Origin of the sequence: Neglectibacter timonensis (genome assembly GCF_900048895.1) — a bacterium.
Taxonomy (GTDB): Bacteria; Bacillota; Clostridia; order Oscillospirales; family Acutalibacteraceae; genus Acutalibacter; species Acutalibacter timonensis.
The window spans coordinates 1583879-1603815 of sequence record NZ_LT160640.1; the positions used below are offsets into that span (position 1 = coordinate 1583879).

A 19937-nucleotide genomic window follows, 5' to 3' on the forward strand; every position below is an offset into this window, starting at 1 on the left:
CATGCCCGCTCCTCGACGCCCCGGCTTCTTCTTTTTTCTTCGCTTTCTGAAGAAAGCTTGGCAAAGACTTTTATTCCGTGGGGACGCACGCGGCGGACCGGCATGCCCGCTCCTCGACGCCCCGGCTTCTTCTTTTTTCTTCGCTTTCTGAAGAAAGCTTGGCAAAGACTTTTATTCCGTGGGGACGCACGCGGCGGGCCGGCATGCCCGCTCCCCGACGCCCCGGCTTCTTCTTTTCTTCGCTTTCTGAAAGAAAGCTTGGCAAAGACTTTTATTTCGTGGGGACGCACGCGGCGGGCCGGCATCCCGCTCCCCGACGCCCCGGTTTCTTCTTTTTTCTTCGCTTTCTGAAGAAAGCTCGGCTAAGACTTTTATTTCATGGGGACGCGTGCTGCGGGCCGGCATGCCCACTCCCGACGCCCCGGTTTCTTCTTTCCTGCTTTCTTATACCAGTTCTTCACGAATGACCTGGGCTACATCCTCTGCCAATTTTTGAATCAGCTCTTCATCCTTGCCCTCCACCATCACACGCAGCAGGGGCTCTGTGCCGGAGGGACGCACAATCACGCGGCCGTCCTTGCCCAGGGTTTCCGAAGCCTTGTCGATGGCGGCTTTCACCTTGTGGTCAGTGTAAAACGCCAGCTTTCCCTCCGGTGACACCTGAATGTTGAGCATGGTCTGGGGGAAGCGCTGCATCAGGGTTGCAAGGGAGGAGAGCTTTGCCTCCCTGCGCCGCATCAGGCTCAGCAGCTGGCAAGCGGTGAGCTGGCCGTCGCCCGTAGTGGCAAAATCCCGGAAAATCACATGGCCGCTCTGTTCCCCGCCGAAATTGTATCCATCCAGAAGCATTTCCTCCAGCACATACCGGTCGCCTACCTTGGTGGCCTCAAATTCCATACCGTTCTCCTCGCAGAAGCGCTGGAATCCCAGATTAGTCATAATAGTGCCTACAACGGTATTGCCCGCCAGCTTTCCCCGGCTCTTCATATCCATGGCGCAGATTGCCATAATGAAATCGCCGTCCACAAAATTACCCTGCTCATCTACCATCAGGCAGCGGTCCGCGTCGCCGTCAAAGGCCACGCCCGCGTCCACCTCATGGGTCTTCACATATTCAATCAGCCCCTCCATATGGGTGGAGCCGCAGTCCTGGTTCACATTGATGCCGTCCGGCCTGTCGTTGAGCATGACAACCTCCGCTCCCAGCTCTGTAAACAGGGCTTCCGCCGTGGCACTGGCTGAACCATTGGCCGTATCAATGGCGATTTTCAGGCCGTTCAAGGAAAAATGCACCGTATTCTTCACATGGTCAATATAGTCCCGCACCGCATTTTCTGCACGGGTAACGGTTCCAATACCGGCCTCTGTGGGAAATTCATGGGAAATGTCGGATTTTCCCAGAATGATGTCTTCAATTCTCTCCTCAAGGTCGTCGGGAAGCTTATAGCCGTCCCCGGAGAAAATTTTGATGCCGTTATACTCAAACGAGTTATGGGAGGCGGAAATCATCACGCCTGCGTCCGCTTTATATTTTTCCACCAGATATGCTACTGCAGGAGTCGGCACCACGCCCAGCGTCACCACGCTGGCCCCGATGCTGCACAGCCCGGCAGCCATGGCATTTTCCAGCATGTCGGAGGAGAGGCGGGTATCTTTTCCAATGAGCACCTTGGGATGGTGATTTGACTTATTCGTAAGCACTTTCGCCGCTGCCCGTCCCAGCTGGGTGGCCAGCTCACAGGTGAGGTCCTGATTTGCAATGCCGCGGATTCCGTCTGTTCCAAACAATCTTCCCATTCAGATTACTTCCTTCCAAATACTAAAATAATATTGTAGTGGGTATCGTAAAAGTGTTCCCAAAAGCATGCATGAAAAAAACAAAGTTCAATTTTCCAGGGTCAGCTGGCCCTGGTCCCCGCCTCGAAGGGCAGGGGGCACGGGTAGGCCTAAATGAAGGTAGGCTGCTGCGGTGGCGCACCTGCCTCTGGGGGTGCGGGTCAAAAAGCCGATCTGCATCAGATAGGGCTCGTTCACATCCTCAATGGTGATGGCCTCCTCCCCGATAGCCGCGGCCAGAGTATCCAGGCCCACAGGGCCGCCAGCGTAATTTTGGATGATTGCTGCAAGCATCCGCCTGTCGCTGGAATCGAGGCCCAGCTCGTCAACCTCCAACCGGTCCAACGCTATTTGAGCCGTATGATAAGTGACAACGCCCTCGCTCATCACCTGGGCAAAATCCCGCACGCGTTTCAAGAGCCGGTTCGCAATCCGGGGAGTCCCCCGTGAACGCGAAGCGATTTCCAGCGCGCCGTCCGCCTCAATTTCGGTGTGCAGAAGCCCTGCGCTGCGCAGGACAATCTTCCCCAGCTCCTCCGGACTGTACAGCTCCAGCCGGAGCACTACGCCGAACCGGTCCCGAAGAGGGGCGGAAAGCTGGCCCGCCCGGGTCGTGGCGCCGATCAGCGTGAAATGCGGCAGCGGCAGATGATAGGACGCCGCCATCTGCCCCTTCCCTGTGATAATATCCAGGGCGTAATCCTCCATGGCGGGATACAGAATTTCTTCCACCGTGCGGGGCAGCCGGTGCACCTCGTCGATAAACAGGACGTCCCCGGGGCTCAGGTTCGTCAGCAGCGCCGCCAGATCGCCCGGCTTCTCGATGGCCGGACCGCTGGTGATGCGCAGATTCACGCCCATCTCATTGGCCACGATGCCCGCCAGGGTTGTCTTCCCCAGGCCAGGCGGGCCGTACAGCAGAACATGGTCCAGCGGTTCCTTGCGGCTCTTCGCCGCCTCGATAAAGATCTTCAAGTTTTCTTTTACTTTATCCTGCCCAATATATTCAGAAAAGGTACGGGGCCGCAGCGGATTCTCCACCTCGCTGTCCTCCGGGGTATAGCCGGTCTCCACGATCCTGTTTTCCAGGTCCATGTCGTCCCGCCAGTCCCCGCCGTAACCAGGGCTGCCCAGCTCGGCGTCGTCCCTTCCCCCGCTTTTTTTAATCATCTGCTGCGCCTCCTCTCTCTAAGCCAGCCCGCCGCGGCGCGGCGGGACCGGCTGCAGCATATTCCGCTCATCTTCTGCCCCCAAAGGACTTCAGGGCCAGCCGGATCAGCTCCTCCGGCGGCAGGCTGGAATCCAGCTTTCCCACCGCGGCGGCGGCCTCCGAGGGGGAATAGCCCAATGTGGTAAGGGCGCTCACCGCCTGAGAGGCGTTCCCCGAGGCGGACACGCCCCCCGCCTGCACCAGGTCCTCTCCCCAGCCGGAAGTCCCGGAAAAATCCTTCACCTTGTCCTTGAGCTCCAAAGTGATGCGCTGGGCGAGCTTCGGCCCCACGCCGTTCGCCCTGGCAAAACGTTTGGAATCTCCCGCAGCGGCAGCCATTGCCACGTCCTCCGGCGTCAGCTCCGACAGAATGGCGACTCCCACCTTCGGCCCCACGCCGCTGATGGCGGTAAGCAGCTTAAAGCAGTTGAGCTCCGCCTGTGTCGTAAACCCGAACAGGTCCAGCGCATCCTCCCGCACATTGAGGTGTGTGTACAGCGTGGCCTTCTCCATCAGCCGGGGCAGATGCCGCAGCGTATTCATGGAGGTAAAGCATTTGAAAGCCACCCCGCCCACATCGATCACCGCCATCCCTGGCTCTGTGTGGATTAATTTCCCTGTCAAACTGTAAAACATATCTTTCCGTCGCATCGGCCGCCGCGCAACGCTGTGCTGGAACATTGACGCAGCGTTGCGGTTGGCAGCGGCTCCCGCTCCCCTTTTCCTAAAAGTCTTCTCCAGGTTTTCAAAAAGCAAGAGGATTTGAACCTCATCTGCTTCAAATCACCTGGCCCGGCACCTTCCCGCGCCGCAGGAGCTCCCGGCGCAGAGTGGAACCAGCCGCCTGACCGTGACAGATCGCCAGGGCCAGCGCGTCCGCCGTATCGTCCGGCTTCGGTACCTGGCGGAGTCGGAGCAGCTTTCGCGTCATTTCCTGCATTTGGGGCTTCAGCGCTTTCCCGTAGCCTGTCACTGCCTGCTTGACCTGCATGGGCGTATATTCGAACAGTGGAACGCCTGCCTGGGACAGCGCCAGAAGAATCACTCCTCTGGCTTCTGCCACGCCGATTCCCGTAGTCTTATTGTTAGAAAAATAAAGTTTTTCCACCGCTGCGGCTTCAGGCTTCAGCCGGTTCAGAAGCTCCTGCATACCGTCGTAGATTTCGGCAAGCCGGCGGCTAAACTCCACGCCCGCCTCCGTGGTGACCGCCCCGTATTCCACCGGCAGATATTGGCCGCTCCGATACTCTATCACACCGTAGCCAACGATGGCGTAGCCCGGGTCAATTCCCAGTATGCGCAAAGCCCTTCACCACCCAGATGTCAAAAATATTCGTAATATTATAGCACAAATCCCCAGCAATGAACAGCCAAAATATTCTAAACATACTATGAATTTTCGCATTTGCCCAGCAGAAACTAGAGCTATGCTTTCTTTCTCTGAAAGTGACAAGGGCGGACGCTTTTCCCAGTATCATTTCTTCCCTGCGTCCCAGCCTGAAAAACAAGGATGGTACACGCTATGAAAAAATCGACAAAGGTTCGGCTCGCCTCTTTTTCAGCCGCCTTTCTGCTGGTGCTGGGAGGACTGCTGCTGGATACGCGCCTGCTGCTGAATTCCAGCAAGACTGAGCTGGAATATACCTACCGGCGGGCCCTGAACGACTTGAGCGACTATGTCTCCGGCATGCGCTCCACCCTGAAAAAGGCAGCTTATGTAAACACCCCTGTACTGAGGGGAACTGTTTCGGCGAAACTGCTGGAGCAAAGCGGCGGCGCTAAGGCCGCTATGGCGGTGCTTCCCTTCTCCCAGGAAAAAACAGACCGGATCAGCCGCTTCCTCTCCCAGATTGGGGATTACGCCATGATGCTTTCCCGAAAATCCCTGACGGACGCAGCCGCTTCTGAAGAGGAGCTGCAAAATCTCTCTTCCATGGAGCGCTACGCCGGTATCCTCACCGATGCTCTGGCGGAAATACAGGCCCGCCTCAGTGTGGAAAGGGCCTCGGTGGGAAAAACGGAAAGTTTGCTCAACAATGTGGACGAGATCGATTCCCTCCCCTCCTTCGACGACAGCTTGGATGAAGTGGCAAAGGAATTTTCAGAATTTCCCTCTCTGCTTTACGATGGTCCTTTTTCCGACCATATCCTGCGCCGGGAAGCCCTGTTTCTAAAAGGGAAAGCGGAAATCACTGCCGGGGAAGCCGCCCAAAAAGCCGCCGCTTTCCTGCACTGCAAGCCAGAGGAACTGGAAGCGCTGGGAACCGGCGGCAGCGCCATAGAAGCCTATGTGTTTTCCCGGGGAGATTCCCGTATTCAGGTCACGCGCCTGGGCGGAGAGATCGCCTACTTTAAAAAAAGTGCGGATGTCCCTGAGGAAAAGCTCAGCTATGAAGAGGCCCTGCAGGCTGCAGCCGCCATGCTCCGGGAGGCGGGGATTTCCTCTTTCCAGGAGAGCTACTATGTGAAAAATGACAATCAATGCACCATTAATTTTTCCTATCTCAGCGAAGAGGGCCTGGGCGTGGTGTGCTATCCTGATCTCATCAAGGTCACCGTCGAACTGGGCGAAGGAGCCATGCTGGAATATGACGCCACAGGCTACCTGATGAACCACCACAGCCGGGAGCTGGTGGCTCCCGCCCTGGATGCGGAAACTGCGAAGAAGAACGTAAGCCCGCTGCTCACCGTAAAATCCTCTGCCCTTGCCTTGATTCCCACTCCAGGCCTGAGCGAAGTGCTGTGCTGGGAATTCCTCTGCAAAGACCGGGACGGCGGCGAAGTGCTGGTCTATATCAACGCGGAAAGCGGGCTGGAGGAACAGCTCTATCTCCTGCAGAAGGACGAACACGGCGTGCTCACAATCTGAACCCGGGAAAAGCGGAGGAGGGCCTGATCCCCCTCCGCTTTTTTTGCGGTATGCTTTCCGCATAAAACAATCTGTCCCCCTTATTTTTATGAGGGAGGAAGGAAAATGATGATAAGAATCGAAAAGCAGCCCGGCCTGCCGTTTCTCTTCCGAAACGCAGTAGCTTCCTGAAGCCTCGGGGTACGGCATCCTTAGGGGAATCCCACGGATACAATCCCCTGCGGGCTCAAGCCGTCCCTTTCCCCGTCCTTTCGGAGGATTGCGTCTTCCCTCCCGCGCTCCATTCTGTTACAATGGAAGCATCTTGAAAGCAAGGGAGAGGGCGCTAAATGGTACGAATCTATGGAGCGCCGCCTTATCGGGCGGCAGTGGTGCATGGAGGCCCCGGAGCGCCGGGTACTGCAGGGGGTCTAGCGCTAGGCCTGTCCCAATTTTGCGGCGTACTGGAGCCTTTGCAGAGCAGGCTCTCCCTCCGGGAACTGCTGGATGAACTGACGGCACAGCTGCAGGAATTCCTCCCTGCCCCCTGCGTGCTGATTGGCCACTCTTTCGGCGCCTGGCTTTGCGCCATGCTGACGGCAGAGCGGCCGGAACTGATTCGCAAACTGATCCTGGTGGGCTGCGGGCCGCTGGACGCCGCCTATACGGGTCAAATTGGAACGAGGCGGCTGCAGAACCTCAACCCCAAGGACGCCGAAGAATTTCTCCGCCTGGATTCCCTGTTGGAGGGAGGCGGCGGGACAGACGCCGATTTGGCCAGACTGGGCACACTGGCCGATAAAGCGGATCATTTCCAGGAATTACAGATTCAGGAGCCAGAAAGCTTTCCGCCTGACAGCAGAGCCTACGGCTCCCTCTGGCCTGAAATCTCCCGTCTCCGGAAATCCGGCGGGCTGCTGGATGTTTTTCCAAAAATCAGCTGTCCTATCGTCCTGATTCAGGGAGAAAACGATCCTCATCCCCCGGCAGGTGTCTCTGCGCCGCTGGAACATCTCGGCATCCCCCTGCGTCAGCACCTTCTCCCCCGGTGCGGACACAATCCTTGGCGGGAGCAGTATGCAAGGGAGCCTTTTTTCCGCATTCTGAAGCAAGAGGTGCTGGGATAGGCGATTTCCCCCTTCTGCGCTTTCCGGCGTCGGTGTGAAGCGGCGCCCCGCACTCCGCAAGCTTTCGAAAAGTTCCTGCAGAACTTCTATTGTGTGCGTCTTTTTCTTCGATGAGGTTTTTCAGAGGAATGTAAAAGAAAACCTCCTTATTTTTGTCCCGTGTTAACGCAACGCTCATTCAGGCTTTTTTTCCGCCCCTGCATAAAAGCGGGAATAGAGTTCCAACTGAATCAGCCTTGTCATCTCCCACACATTGCAATCCTGGTTCGACAGCAGGATAAGGCTGATGTCCCGTTCCGGATAATAGGAGACTTTTGCGGATACGCCCGCATTCTGACCATCCTTATACATACAGAAAGGCTCCGTATGGCCATCCCGCATCAGGAATTCGAAGGCATACCCGTTTCTCTCATACAATCCGGGAATCCCATACCAGTCCTCCGGCCGGGTAAACGCGCAGTGCGGCCTGAGAAGGGATGCGGAGGCTTTCCTTCCCAGGAGCAGGCCGCTGCACAGTGCGGTGAGAAACCTGTCCAGATCCCCTGCCGTGACATAGGCGCCTCCGTCCGGCGTGCCCCGGGGCGGATAGCTGTAGATATTTTTCCGGTAGCCTGCCGCCTTCCCGTCAGGGCCCAGGATGCTCCGGTAGCCCTCCGCGGTATTTTCGTTGACCTCATCCATGGAAGGAAATCCGGAGCTGTTCATACCGGCTTTCTCAAACACATGGCGGCAGACATAGCCGCGATAGGTCATACCGGTAATTTTTTCGATTGCCAGCCCCAGCAGGATAAAGGAGCAGTTACAGTACCTCACGTGGGTTCCCGCGGCAAAATTAGGCTTTTTATAGGCAAAATTCCGGAGGAAATCCCTGCATTCCCGAATCCCGTAATTGGGGCTGTCCAGAAACAGCGCTGCGTAATCCTCCCCTGCCTCCTCATCCGCGTCGTCGGCAATCCCTGAGGTATGGTTCAGCAGCTGTTCCACCGTCACATCTCCGGGAATTTCCGTGCCGGAAAGGTCGATCACCTCCGTAATTCTGTCATCAAGGCGCAGCTTTCCCTGTTCCACCAGCTGCAGCACAGCCACCGCTGTAAAAAGCTTTGTGATGGAGGCCATATCAAACCTCGTATCGGTCCTGTTGGGTATGTGGAAGGCGCGGTTCGCATAACCATATGCCTCGCAGAAGCTTTGTTCCTTCCCAACCCGCAGGCGGCAGACGCCGCTGAAATTGTGCTTTTCCGCCCATTCCTTGCAGAGCTTTTCCAGGTATTCCTGCATCCCGATCCCTTTCCTTTCTAAAAACAAGGCCCTGTTTCGGCAAAAAAAGTCGTTTTCAGGGCGGGCAGCATGGACAGCCTTTCTCTTCAGTTGAGAGATGACCGGACTTTGCAAACGCAAAATGAGGGCCGCACAGCAGGGCCCTCAAGCGTTTCTTACTTTCAATGGTTCACAGAAGCCTCTGTGCGCCCTTCGGAGGCGTTCAGGAAATCCATTCCAGAAAGGCCTCCTCCGTGGTATCCGGCTGCACATAGAAACGGTTCATCAGATACAGGCACTCCGGTTCTCCCTCCGTCAGCTTTGCCTTGCCCGGCTGGATAGTGAGGGTGGCCTTTACGCCCAGAGAGCGCAGCACCGATTCGCTGAGCGCGTCGAATTGTCCGCCGGGATAGGCCAGCACATTCACCGGCTTTCCGGTGGCGGCTTCAAGCTCTTCCCGGGATTTGGAAAAATCAGCTGTAAGGGCTTCGGTATATTCTTCCTCCGTTTCATCTTTCCAGCGCAGAATGTTGTTCCGCACCCGGTCGCCCGGCTCATAGGGAGCCCACTGGTGCATATCGAAGGTGTGGCTTTGAATAGAGACAAGCCCGGAATCCGACATCTCCTTTGCCTGTTCATAACTGTAATGAGGGGTGATGGGGAATTCCGTATCCTTATAGTGCTCCGTATTCCCCACCGTGGCGCCGATGGCAAAAAAGGTGGCCTTCATGCCGTATTCCTTGAGCAGCGGGTAAGCGATTTCGTAATTGCTGAGATAGCCGTCGTCAAAGGTGAGGCACACCGGTTTTTCCGGGAGAGGCGTTCCCTTCTCCACAAAATCAAAGATTTGATCAAAGGAGACTGTGTGATAACCGCCGTCCTTCAGCAGCTGCATCTCCGTTTGAAACTGTTCCTGGGTCAGAGTGTCCTCAGAGATATGGTGGTAGAGCAGGATGGGGACCTGTACCGAAACTCCCTCCGCTTGGACCGGGTCTGAAAACTGCTGGGAGCTCTCAGAGGACGGTTTCTTTGCCTCCGGCAAATCCGAGCCGCCGAACATGTCCAGAGGATCCAGCAGAACAGCAGCCGCACACAGCGCAGCGGCAATCACGGCCAATAGGAGAAGCAGCCTCCTCCCTGAAGTTTTGTTCTGTTTTGCCATATCCGTCTCCTCCCCGCCGCAAATCGGCGGAATCCATACCAAATCTCACTGTACCGCTGTATTTTACCCCAATCCCCCTGCAAAGTCAAACAAGCGGCAAATCAGAAAAAGGGCCCATGGCAACAGGAAACGCAGCCGGAAGCCCCGGTTTGCGCCGTCCTGTGCGGCGGGCCCTCTTCTCTCAGAGCAGTTTTTTCCGCAGTTCTTCAGCTGTTTCAGGGTGGAGATACGCCGGGGGAATGTCCAGCACCGTTTTACAGCCGGTCTGCCCCTCCCGGTACAGGCGGTACGCCGCCCTGGCGCAGGCCACCAGCACGCTGGAGGTGAACTCCGGATTGGAATCCAGCTTCAGGCGGTACTCGACGACGTGGCTGTTCTCCCGGTGGAAGCCGGTGCGCCCGGTGCGAAGCACCACGCCCCCATGAGGAATTCCGTCATGCTCCCTGTGCAGCTCCTCTTCGCTGATAAAGTGCACCGTGGTGTCATACTCCGCGAAATAGTTGGGCATGGTTTTGATGGCTTCCTCAATGGCTTTTTGATCCGCGTCCTCTGCTGTCACGACAAAGCATTCCCTGGTATGCTTCTGCCTGGCTGTGAGCTCTGGAGTTTCCCCTCTGCGCACGCTCTCCAAAGCCTCCTCTACCGGAATGGTGTACTGCCGGGCGTCCTTTACACCGGGGATTCTGCGGATGGCGTCGGAATGTCCCTGGCTGACGCCCTTTCCCCAAAAGGTGTAATCCGCGCCGTCCGGCAGAATAGCCTGTCCCAGCAGCCGGTTCAGGGAAAACAGGCCCGGATCCCACCCAGCGGAAATGACGCTGAGCTTCTTCCCCTCCCGGCTGGCTGCATCCACACGGGAAAAATGCTCCGGAATTCTCGCATGGGTGTCAAAGCTGTCCACCACGTTAAACTGCCGGGCAAGCATGGGCGTCTGCTCCGGCAGGTCGCTCCGGCTGCCTCCGCACAGGATCATCACGTCGATTTGATCCTGCATATCGCCGGCCTTCTCCATGGAGTATACGGGAACGCCGGTGCGGGGCGCTATGGTTTCCGGATCCCTCCTGGAAAAAATCCCGATGAGTTCCATATCTTCGCAGCTTCGCAGAGCGCTTTCCACCCCGCGGCCCAAATTTCCGTATCCTGCAATTCCAACCCTTATTTTCATAGTATCGCCATCCTTTCTTTCCACACAGCGGCCAAACAGGCCTGTCCCTGCCAAAAAACGATAAAATTATAGCATTGTCAGGAATCTCTGTCCAGCAAAACCAAAGGATTGCGCCAACTTTTTACAAAATGAAATTTATCCCAATTAAAAGAATTTGTCGTACTCCCCGTCCGGAAAAGCTCCTTCCAGCCCCAAAACTCTGGGCCACTTTCCGGTATCCGCAATCAGAAATCCCATGATCATTCCCATATGGCTGTGAAGATGACGAAATTGGGCCAGGATCAGGGTAAACCTGGTATATTCGCAGCCCTCCGGACAGTCCGGCAGCTGGCGGTCGGTCAATTCCTCCAGGTATCGGGCAAGCTTCCGCTCTATTCCGAAAAAATACGCCTCCAGTTCCTTTCGGGACAGCGTTTTCCGGGAAACCGCGTCCAGGTCATTCAGATCCTTCTCATGAAATTCCGGCTCCGAAAACTCTTTGTCCCTCGGATTGATCATCCACAGATCCAGCGAGTGCAGCATGTGGTACACGTGCTTCCACAATGGAGCACAACAATATTCCCGTTCCCAAAGCCCATCCGGGATACAGTCGATCACATTTTTCACTTCCCAGAAAGCCCTCCTGCTCTGGTCTTTGATCACTGCCGTTAAGGCGGACTGTTCCATCAGCGATCTTCCTTTCTCCGGACCGTTTTTCACTTCTCAGGTTCCTTTTTTTCCTCTACCAAATAGCCTCTGCCGGAAAACCGGGGCAGCAACAGCGCTGTCCCGCCCTCCTTCAGGGAGATCCTCTGAAACGCATCCGCGGGCGCGGCCCCGCCGTATTTCTGCTGGTCGCTGTCCACCAGCGGCTTCAGCGCGGCGGCGCCCTCCAGTTGCAGCAGATAGGTCTGAGGACATGCGGAAAAGTTGAACAGGAACACCATGCGCTGCTTCGGGCAGATTCGCTCGAACACATAAACGCACTTTGCCTCCTGATGGCAGTCGACCCAGCGGAACCCTTCCCGGAACTGCTCCAGCTGGTACAGGGCCGGGCTTTTCAGGTACAGCTGGTTCAGCTCCCGGATATAGCGGTGGAAGGCGTCGTGATTGGGATTTTCCAGCAAGCTCCAGTCCTGCTCCCGCTTCTCGTCCCATTCCCGGAACTGGCCCAGCTCGTTTCCCATGAAGTTCAGCTTTTTTCCCGGGTGGGCTGTCATATAGAGATACAGCGCCCTGGCCTGGGGGAACTTGTCCTCGTAGCCGCCATTCATCTTCTGAAGGATTGTCGCCTTTCCGTGTACCACCTCGTCGTGGGAGAGCGGCAGCAGATAGCGCTCGTTATAGTAATAATACATGGAGAAGGTGAGGCTGTGGTAGCGCTCCGCCCGCTGCTCCGGGGAAGACTGGAAATAGGAAAGGGTGTCGTTCATCCAGCCCAAATCCCACTTGTAATCAAAGCCCAGCCCGTTTTCGGAAACCGGCCTGGTCACGCCTTCATAGGCGGAAGAATCCTCGGCTATCAGCATGGCGTCCGGCATACGGGCCTTCAGCCCCGCGTTCATCTCCCGCAGGAAGCGGACGGCCCCGTCGTTGACGCCGCGGGCCGGGTCCCCCTGCCAGTAGATGAGATTGCTGACGGCGTCCATCCTCAAGCCGTCAAAATGAAATTCCTTCAGCCAGAAATAGGCGGCCGACTGCAGAAAGCTGCGGACCTCTCCCCGGGAATGCATGAAGTTACAGCTGCCCCACTCGCTTCTCCCCACATCGGCATGGGGATATTCGTAAAGCGCCGTGCCGTCATAATTCCAGAGGGCATAGTCGTCCACGGCAAAGTGTACCGGCACAAAATCCATAATCACGCCGACGCCGTTTTGATGGCATTGATCCACAAAGGCGCGCAGGCCGTCCGGCGTGCCATAGCGGGAGGTGGGCGCAAAAAAGCCCGTGTTCTGGTAGCCCCAGGATTCGTCGCTGGAGTGCTCGCTCAGCGGCAGCAGCTCCACATAATTATAACCGTTCTCCTTCAGATAGGGGATCAGGAGCTCCCCCAGCTCCTCATAGGAATACCAGCCGTCCTCTTTTTCCGCCTTTTTCCTCCAGGAGCCGAAATGAAGCTCATAGATGTTGACAGGCTTTTGAACTGCGGTGCTCCTCCGCCGGAGCCACTGCCTGTCCTGAAACTCATAATTGTCCAGCCCGACGATCACCGAGGCCGTCTGGGGGCGAAGCTCCGAGGAAAAACCATAGGGGTCGCAGTGGTCGAGAAAGCTGCCGTCGCCGCGGGTAATCCGGTATTTATAACGCATTCCCGCCTTGGCCGGAACACGGCATTCCCAGAAATTTCCGTCATAGATTTTTGCCATCTCAATTTCCTGCCAAGAGGAAAAATCCCCGATCACCGATATTCTGGCGGCGGCCGGTGCGAAAGTCCGGAAACAGACGGTATCCCCCTCCACATGGGCGCCCAGAAACCGGTAAGCTTCAAATTCCCTGCCCGTATAAAAATTATAGTAATCCATCCGTTGGCCCTCCTACTCCATTTTTTCTTGAACGAAAAGCAAAAAATAATGGACATCCGTCGCTTTTCCAACTACAATAGATTATATCGCTTTCCTTGACAAAGAACGAGCGTCAAATCAGCAAAAACGTTGGAAACCCGACAGTTCCGCCCAAGGGTCGGAAAACCAAAAGGGGAGGCTGAACCGGATGGATCTGCGCACTGAAAAAACAGAAAGAAGCATTCTCAACGCCTTTATCGGGCTGCGTGCCCAAAAGCCGCTGGAAAAGATCACGGTGAAGGAGCTGTGCGAAAAGGCCTGGATCAACAAATCCACCTTTTACGCACATTATACAGACCTGTATGACCTGTCGGACAGGGTGGAAGCGGGCGTGGTGAAATCCATCCTCGAAAACATTCCCCACCCGGAATACCTTTTTATCAAGCCCAGGGAATTCACCCGGGAACTCCATGCAGCCTATGGTTCCCAGGGCGCCCTGCTGGGCATCCTGTTTTCCGGCGCACAGAGCGGAAAGCTGATCGGCCGTCTGGAACGGGATTTAAAGACCATGATTTTTGACGCCTGCCCCCAGTACCGGGAGGATCCCGCCGCCGGCATTCTTTTCAGCTACGGCGTTTACGGCGGATATTACGCCCTGACCAGCAACCGGGACTGCAGCGAGGATGAAATTCTGGAGATCATCGGAGAGGCAGCCGAGCGGATTGCGGGAATGCTGCGGCAGCCATAGGCCGCGAAAATCCGCTTTTTCCCGCACCCGGAAAGTCCAAAAGAACCGCCGTGTCCGGCAGGCCCCGGAAGCTTTACGCGCCTTCCGGACCGCCGGACACGGCGGTTTCCCTATCTGTGCAGGCAGAGGACCGCTCTGCAGCAGAACACAGGAACGTGTGGATCTTTGAGACGGCGGCCAACGCGTCCGCCCTGCCGATCTGGTAAACACGCTCCAGCTGCTCCGCGTCACGTTCCACCGCTCCGATTTTCAGCGCCTGGCTCGGGCGGAGCACCAGGAGGCTTCCCTCCCTCTCCCTCTGCGCAAGATAGCGGAGCGTCTCATTATAGCGCTCATGACGAACCTCCAGAGCCCTGACCAGCGCCGGATAGTTCCGCAGGGCAACCCGCAGCAGCGGCAAAAGTTTATTGGGCTGCTTGGAAAATCCCTTTGGCTGGGTCAGAACCGCCACAATACGGCGATAACCCTGCCCCTCCAGGAAACGTACCGGGATGGAGTCCGCCGTGCCTCCGTCCGACAGGAGACGCCCCTCCAGCTCTACAAGCTTTGAAACCATCGGCATGGACGCGGAAGCCCGCATCCACTGGAGATCCCGAGCGTCTCCCCTGCCGCACCGGTGGTACACGGCCTCTCCCGTCAGGGCGTCTGTACAGACCACATAGAATTCCATGGGGTTTTTCCGATAGGCCGCCGCGTCAAAGGGATCCAGCCTGTCGGGGAGCTCATGGTAACAGAAATTCTCCCCGTACAAATCCCCTGTTTTCAGCAGGGAACGGATGCTGACATAACGGGGATCCCTGCAATACCTCTTGTTGTAGCGGATGACCCGTCCGGGCTGCCGGGACTTATAATTGCAGCCAAATACGGCTCCTGCGGACACCCCCACTGCGCCGTCAAAAGTGATATCCTGTTCCATCATCACATCCAGCACCCCTGCAGTAAACATTCCGCGCATGGCGCCGCCTTCCAAAACAATCCCAGTCTTCAATACCGTTTTCCTCTGCATTCCAATCTATTTTCTACTCTTCCCGTCAAATATTCTCAGCCGTTTCCCTGTAGCTCACAGGGCCGATCCCCTTTTCGGCAGGTAGAAACGCGACAGATCCACCCCTTCATGCTTCAGCAGCCACTTTTTTATCCAGGCCGCCGGCATACCCGGTCAGGCTGCCATCTGAGCCTACCACCCTGTGGCAGGGAATGAGGATGGAAATGGGATTGTGTCCCACTGCACCGCCCACCGCCTGGCTGGACATACTTGCCCTGCCCATACGCTTGGCCGCCTCTTTTGCAATCCAGCCGTAGGCAGCCACCTGTCCATAGGGAATTTCCAGCAGAATTTTCCAGACAAGCTGCCGGAACGCTCCCCCCGCAGGAGCCAGCGGCAGATCCGACGGCTCTGGTTTTTTCCCCGCAAAATAGTCCTGCAGCCATTGCCGCGCCGCACAGAACACGGGGAGATTCTCCCTTTCCACCGCCCCTCCCGGCAGCGTGGCCCCAAAATATTTCTGGCCTTCCATCCACAAGCCGCTGACATGCCTCTCGTCCCCTGCCAGCATGAGTTCGCCCACAGGCGATTCACAGTGTGCGAAATAAATCATTTTTTATCCTCCGATGACGGCTTTTGCATTTCCGTTTTTGCCAGTATACCGCACTTGCACGGCAAAAAGCAAGGAACCCTCCGGCTTTGCCAATTGGGCCATCCGTGTGATATAATAACCGTTGAGAAAGATTCAGTGCGGGCAGGGAGCCACCTATCCATAAAGGAGGAGCAGGAAAACCATGTTAGACATACTATTCATCTGCCACGGCAATATCTGTCGCAGCCCCCTGGCGGAGTTCGTGATGAAAGACCTTACGGAGAGGCAGGGGCTTGCCGGAAAATTTCAGATCGCCTCCGCCGCCACCAGCCGCGAGGAGCTTGGCAACGATATTCATCCCGGAACCCGGCGCGTCCTGGAACGGGAAGGCATCCCCTTTTCCTCCCGTCAGGCACGCCAAATCACGAAAAGCGATTATGAAGCTTACGACTACATCATCGCCATGGACCGGGCCAACCTGCGGAATCTGGAACGGCTTCTGGGCGGCGACCCGGAAGGGAAATTTTTTCTTTTCCTGGAATTTGCCGGAGAACACCGGGATATCGCCGACCCCTGGTATACGGGAAATTTTGACGAAACCTACAGGGACATCAAACAGGGCTGTACAGCTCTGCTGGAATTTTTACTGCAACAACATAAACTATAAAAACAGGAAGAAAGGATGAAGTTCCATGCTGCTCTGCTACCCCAACTGCTCCACCTGCAAAAAAGCCCAGGCCTGGCTGGAAAGCAAAGGGCTTTCCCCGGAATACCGCAACATCAAAACAGACCCACCCACCGAGGAGGAGCTTCGCCGCTGGCAGGGCCTGAGCGGACTGCCCCTCAAGCGCTTTTTTAATACCAGCGGCCTCTCCTACAAGTCGCTTCAGCTGAAGGACAAGCTCCCAAAAATGAGCGAAGGCCAACAGTTCGCCCTGCTCTCCACAGACGGCATGCTGGTTAAGCGTCCCCTGCTCATCGGCGACGGCTTTGTGCTGGTTGGTTTCCGGGAAGGGGAATGGGAGGCCGCGCTCACCTGAGCTGGAGCAGCCTCCGCAATGTCCGTTCAAAGGCGGCATCCTGCTCTGAAGTACGCTTTTTGGGCCCTTTCAGTCTGCCGCCCGAACGTCTGATTTTTTGGGCTGCATAGCGGGACTGCAGCAGCGCCCCAATGTTTTCCTCTGTATAGAGAAGCCCGTCCTGACTGAGCGGAAGCGCTCTTTTCGCCAGGCACATGGCGGCCAATCCATAATCTTGGGTCACGGCGATATCACCGGGCTCCACCCGGTTCACCAGGGCAAAGTCCACGCTGTCCGCCCCCTTGGAAACCGTCAGGGTTTCCGCTCCCTCCTTTTGAAAGACATGGGCGGTATCACAGAGAATCAGGCACTTCACCCCAAACTCCCGGGCAAGTCTGACGGTCAGATCCACTACAGGGCAGCCGTCGGCATCAATGAGCAGTTTCATTGCAAAGCTCCTTTCCCAAAGCCGGATTTCCCACTCTCCGGCGTTTCCATTTCTCCATTGTATCACAAAAGCCGCCGGGAAGGAACTGGCTGAAAACCGGAGGGAAGACGCCAAACGCATCCCCGCTCTACGAAGCGTAGATTGCATTGTGCCGGAAGTCTGCTATACTGGAAGGCACGGAGGGAACGCGGGCTTCCGCTTCCGGAGCCTTGCCCCACAGCCGAGACGTTCCAGAAAAAGAAAGAGGATGACAACCGCATGATACCGGATTCTCCCATGACTGACGCTTTCCTTTCAGGCTTGGACCACGCCAAAACAGGCGCCCTGATCCGGCGCCTGCGTCTGGAACAGAAGCTGACCCAGGCAGAGCTGGCCCAAAAGCTGCACATCAGCCACAAGACCGTGTCAAAATGGGAGCGCGGGCTGGGCGCGCCTGATGTTTCCCTCCTCCCAGCGCTCTCCCAGGCGCTGGCTGTCGGCATTGAAACCCTGCTGTCCGGGGAGCTTTCCCCGAACGACGAAACTGGAGGAACCATGAAACACAGTCTTTTTGCCGTCTGTCCTGTCTGCGGAAATCTCCTGTGGAGCACGGGCAAGGCGGACCTTTCCTGCTGCGGCAGGAAACTCGAGCCCCTGACCGCCAAAGAGGAGGAAGGAGAGCACCGCCTTCTGCTGGAACAAGTCGAGGATGAATGGTATCTCACTTTGGAACACCCTATGGAAAAGGGACACCATATTTCCTTTTTGGCATGCCTGAGCGGGGATTCCATCACCCTGGTGAAGCTTTTTCCGGAGGGAACCTGCGCCGCCAGGTTTCCCAAACGGCGGCATGTCCAACTTTTCTGGTACTGTACGGAACACGGGCTTTTTCAAAAACGGGTCTGAGCGATCCGCCGTCTGGAGGCTGCCATGCATTTTAAGGAAGCGAAGGGGATCCTCTCCCCGCAGAACGGAATGAACCTCTACCGGGGGTGCACACACGGCTGCATCTACTGCGACAGCCGCAGCAAATGCTACCATATCGAGCATGATTTCGAAGACGTGGAGGTCAAGAGCAACGCGCCGGAGCTGCTGGAGGCTGCCCTTCGCAAAAAGCGGAAGAAATGCATGATCGGGACGGGAGCCATGTGCGACCCCTATTTTCCGGGAGAGAGAAAGCTGCTGCACACCCGGCGCTGCGTCGAACTCATCGAAAAGTACGGCTTCGGCCTGGCGGTTCAGACAAAATCCACGCTTTGCCTGCGGGATCTGGACCTGTTTGAGCAGATTCAAAGAAGGGAGAAATGTGTGGTGCAGATAACCCTGACCACCTTCGACGAGGACCTCTGCCGGATTCTGGAACCTCATGTGAGCACCACCAGGGAACGGTTTGAGGCCCTGTGCACGCTGAAGGAGCACGGCATCCCAACGGTGGTTTGGTTCTCCCCTCTGCTTCCTTTTCTCAACGATACCGAAGAAAACCTGAGAGGAATTCTTTCCTACTGTTTCGAGGCTGGGGTCAAGGGAATTCTCTGCTTCGGCATTGGGGTGACTATGCGCGAGGGAAACCGGGAATACTTTTATCAAAAGCTGGAGGAGCATTTCCCCGGCCTGAGGGAGCGGTATGAGCGCTGTTACGGCCTGCGTTATGAACTGAGCAGCAGCCGAAATTCCGCTTTGATGCGCATCTTTCATGACGAATGTGAAAAGCGCGGGGTAATGCATACGCCGGAACAGGTATTCCGCTATCTGTACGACCTGGAAACAGGGGACGAAGCGGAACAGCTGAGTCTGTTTTCCTGACCTAAAAACCGTACTATTCTTGAAACGAGGGGACCTCTATGAAATACAGCCGCATTTTCCTGCTGGTTTTGGATTCCCTGGGGATCGGCGCAATGGACGACGCAGCGGCCTACGGCGACGCGGGAGCAAACACATTGGGGCACATTGCGCACCGGGCGGAACGGCTCTCCATCCCCAGCCTGCTGCGTATGGGAATTTCCGGACTCTGCCCGGAGGCGGGGCTTCCCACCCCGGAAAAGCCTATCGGTTTCGCCATGCGGATGAAAGAAAAAAGCGCCGGCAAGGACACCATGACCGGGCATTGGGAATTGATGGGGCTCATTACCTCCGCTCCTTTTCTCACCTTTACCCAAACCGGTTTTCCGGCTGAACTCATTGGGGAACTGGAGCTTCGCACCGGCCGCAGGATTGTGGGCAACAAAGCTGCCAGCGGCACAAAAATTCTGGAGGAGCTGGGGGAGCATCAGACCGAGACGGGCGATCTCATCGTCTACACCTCCGGGGATTCCGTGCTGCAGATCTGCGGGAATGAGGAGACCATGGGGCTTTCCGAGCTCTACCGCTGCTGTGAAATCGCCCGGGAGCTGACCCTCCGAAAAGAATGGAGAGTGGGCAGGGTAATTGCACGGCCCTATGTGGGACGAAGAAAGGGGGAATTCGTGCGCACCGCCAACAGGCGGGATTACGCCTTGCCTCCCTCCGGGAAAACCGTACTGGACGCCCTGCAGGAATCCGGCAGGGATGTAATCGGCGTGGGTAAAATCCATGACATTTTCTGCGGGCAGGGACTGACGGAATCCCTGCACTCTGAAAGCAGTGTACAGGGGATGGAACAAACGATCCAGCTGACCCAGCGGGAGTTTACCGGCCTGTGCTTCGTCAACCTGGTGGATTTCGATGCCCTCTGGGGACACCGGCGGGACCCGCTGGGCTACGCCGCCGAGCTGGAACGGTTCGACCTGCTTCTCAGCCGGCTTCTTCCCCGCCTTCGGCAGACAGACCTGCTCTGCATCACGGCAGACCACGGGAACGACCCTGTCCACACGGGGACGGACCATACCCGGGAGATGGTCCCTCTGCTTGCCTGGTCACCCGCCATGACCAGAAGCGGCTACCTGCCGGACCGGGAGACCTTTGCAGACCTGGGCGCTGCAGTGGCGGAAAACTTCTCCGTTCCCCTGCCTGCCGGGACCCACGGCCGTTCCATTCCGGAGCTGTTCTGAAAGCTCTTTTTTCTCCGGTGGGCCGTTCTTTCCATAAACTTGAAAACCGCCGCAA

Annotated in this window: 19 protein-coding genes and 1 pseudogene; 8 read left to right on the top strand and 12 right to left on the bottom strand. The window is 56.7% G+C overall.

Annotated elements, in window-relative coordinates; all coding sequences use genetic code 11:
* Positions 1-444 precede the first annotated feature (444 nt).
* From glmM to ruvC, 4 genes are all read right to left on the bottom strand, one after another.
* Positions 445-1797, bottom strand: coding sequence for a phosphoglucosamine mutase (gene glmM / locus BN3911_RS16320; RefSeq protein WP_066867466.1), 1353 nt, complete (start codon positions 1795-1797; stop codon positions 445-447).
* Between the two features lie 87 nt (positions 1798-1884).
* Positions 1885-2931 (bottom strand): Holliday junction branch migration DNA helicase RuvB, encoded by a 1047-nt coding sequence (ruvB, locus tag BN3911_RS16325; RefSeq protein WP_066868117.1) that lies wholly within the window; start codon positions 2929-2931, stop codon positions 1885-1887.
* Positions 2932-3073: 142 nt separating this feature from the next.
* Entirely contained in the window at positions 3074-3670 is a 597-nt protein-coding gene (gene ruvA, locus BN3911_RS16330) for a Holliday junction branch migration protein RuvA (protein ID WP_308211530.1), read from the bottom strand.
* Between the two features lie 154 nt (positions 3671-3824).
* Positions 3825-4349, bottom strand: coding sequence for a crossover junction endodeoxyribonuclease RuvC (ruvC, locus tag BN3911_RS16335; protein WP_066867472.1), 525 nt, complete (start codon positions 4347-4349; stop codon positions 3825-3827).
* Between the two features lie 219 nt (positions 4350-4568).
* On the opposite strand from ruvC, the gene BN3911_RS16340 reads away from it, so the two are divergent.
* Positions 4569-5915, top strand: coding sequence for a PepSY1/2 domain-containing protein (locus BN3911_RS16340; RefSeq protein ID WP_066867475.1), 1347 nt, complete (start codon positions 4569-4571; stop codon positions 5913-5915).
* Positions 5916-6244: 329 nt separating this feature from the next.
* Positions 6245-7021, top strand: a complete 777-nt coding sequence (locus BN3911_RS16345) for an alpha/beta fold hydrolase (RefSeq protein ID WP_066867478.1) — start codon at positions 6245-6247, stop codon at positions 7019-7021.
* A gap of 174 nt (positions 7022-7195) precedes the next feature.
* Here the strand turns inward: BN3911_RS16345 and BN3911_RS16350 are convergent, their stop codons facing one another.
* The 5 genes from BN3911_RS16350 to glgB form a co-directional block, all read right to left on the bottom strand.
* On the bottom strand, positions 7196-8299 hold the full coding sequence (locus BN3911_RS16350; RefSeq protein ID WP_066867481.1) for a serine hydrolase domain-containing protein: 1104 nt from the start codon (positions 8297-8299) through the stop codon (positions 7196-7198).
* 202 nt (positions 8300-8501) lie between these two features.
* Positions 8502-9440 (bottom strand): polysaccharide deacetylase family protein, encoded by a 939-nt coding sequence (locus BN3911_RS16355; protein WP_066867486.1) that lies wholly within the window; start codon positions 9438-9440, stop codon positions 8502-8504.
* Positions 9441-9621: 181 nt separating this feature from the next.
* Positions 9622-10605: a diaminopimelate dehydrogenase gene (locus BN3911_RS16360; protein WP_066867489.1), complete on the bottom strand. Its 984-nt coding sequence runs from the start codon at positions 10603-10605 to the stop codon at positions 9622-9624.
* A gap of 144 nt (positions 10606-10749) precedes the next feature.
* The gene (locus BN3911_RS16365) at positions 10750-11304 is read right to left on the bottom strand and encodes a hypothetical protein (RefSeq protein ID WP_308211531.1); all 555 of its coding nucleotides are present in this window, start codon (positions 11302-11304) and stop codon (positions 10750-10752) included.
* Positions 11301-13106 (bottom strand): 1,4-alpha-glucan branching protein GlgB, encoded by a 1806-nt coding sequence (glgB, locus tag BN3911_RS16370; RefSeq protein ID WP_066867492.1) that lies wholly within the window; start codon positions 13104-13106, stop codon positions 11301-11303. The genes BN3911_RS16365 and glgB overlap by 4 nt, the downstream gene beginning before the upstream one ends.
* Before the next feature lie 187 nt (positions 13107-13293).
* Between glgB and BN3911_RS16375 the strand changes: the two genes are divergently transcribed.
* Positions 13294-13833, top strand: coding sequence for a TetR/AcrR family transcriptional regulator (locus BN3911_RS16375; protein ID WP_066867495.1), 540 nt, complete (start codon positions 13294-13296; stop codon positions 13831-13833).
* 73 nt (positions 13834-13906) lie between these two features.
* Here BN3911_RS16375 and BN3911_RS16380 read toward each other — a convergent pair whose 3' ends face one another.
* Entirely contained in the window at positions 13907-14821 is a 915-nt protein-coding gene (locus BN3911_RS16380) for a patatin-like phospholipase family protein (protein WP_066868119.1), read from the bottom strand.
* Between the two features lie 72 nt (positions 14822-14893).
* Positions 14894-15431 (bottom strand): annotated as a pseudogene (locus tag BN3911_RS16385) (methylated-DNA--[protein]-cysteine S-methyltransferase).
* Between the two features lie 181 nt (positions 15432-15612).
* Here BN3911_RS16385 and BN3911_RS16390 point away from each other — a divergent pair.
* Together BN3911_RS16390 and BN3911_RS16395 are read left to right on the top strand one after the other, a co-directional pair.
* Positions 15613-16077: a low molecular weight protein-tyrosine-phosphatase gene (locus BN3911_RS16390; protein WP_066867497.1), complete on the top strand. Its 465-nt coding sequence runs from the start codon at positions 15613-15615 to the stop codon at positions 16075-16077.
* A 25-nt stretch (positions 16078-16102) separates the two neighbouring features.
* Positions 16103-16450, top strand: coding sequence for an arsenate reductase family protein (locus BN3911_RS16395; protein WP_066867500.1), 348 nt, complete (start codon positions 16103-16105; stop codon positions 16448-16450).
* On the opposite strand, the gene BN3911_RS16400 is transcribed toward BN3911_RS16395, so the two are convergent.
* Positions 16443-16877 (bottom strand): YaiI/YqxD family protein, encoded by a 435-nt coding sequence (locus tag BN3911_RS16400; RefSeq protein WP_066868120.1) that lies wholly within the window; start codon positions 16875-16877, stop codon positions 16443-16445. The two genes, BN3911_RS16395 and BN3911_RS16400, sit on opposite strands and share 8 nt — an antisense overlap.
* Before the next feature lie 258 nt (positions 16878-17135).
* Here BN3911_RS16400 and BN3911_RS16405 point away from each other — a divergent pair, with 258 nt between their 5' ends.
* The 3 genes from BN3911_RS16405 to BN3911_RS16415 are packed head-to-tail and all read left to right on the top strand — an operon-like array spanning position 17136 to position 19882.
* Positions 17136-17762, top strand: coding sequence for a helix-turn-helix domain-containing protein (locus tag BN3911_RS16405; protein WP_242871152.1), 627 nt, complete (start codon positions 17136-17138; stop codon positions 17760-17762).
* A gap of 24 nt (positions 17763-17786) precedes the next feature.
* Positions 17787-18659, top strand: a complete 873-nt coding sequence (locus BN3911_RS16410) for an SPL family radical SAM protein (RefSeq protein ID WP_066867503.1) — start codon at positions 17787-17789, stop codon at positions 18657-18659.
* A gap of 38 nt (positions 18660-18697) precedes the next feature.
* The gene (locus BN3911_RS16415) at positions 18698-19882 is read left to right on the top strand and encodes a phosphopentomutase (protein ID WP_066867505.1); all 1185 of its coding nucleotides are present in this window, start codon (positions 18698-18700) and stop codon (positions 19880-19882) included.
* The last annotated feature ends 55 nt before the right edge of the window (positions 19883-19937 follow it).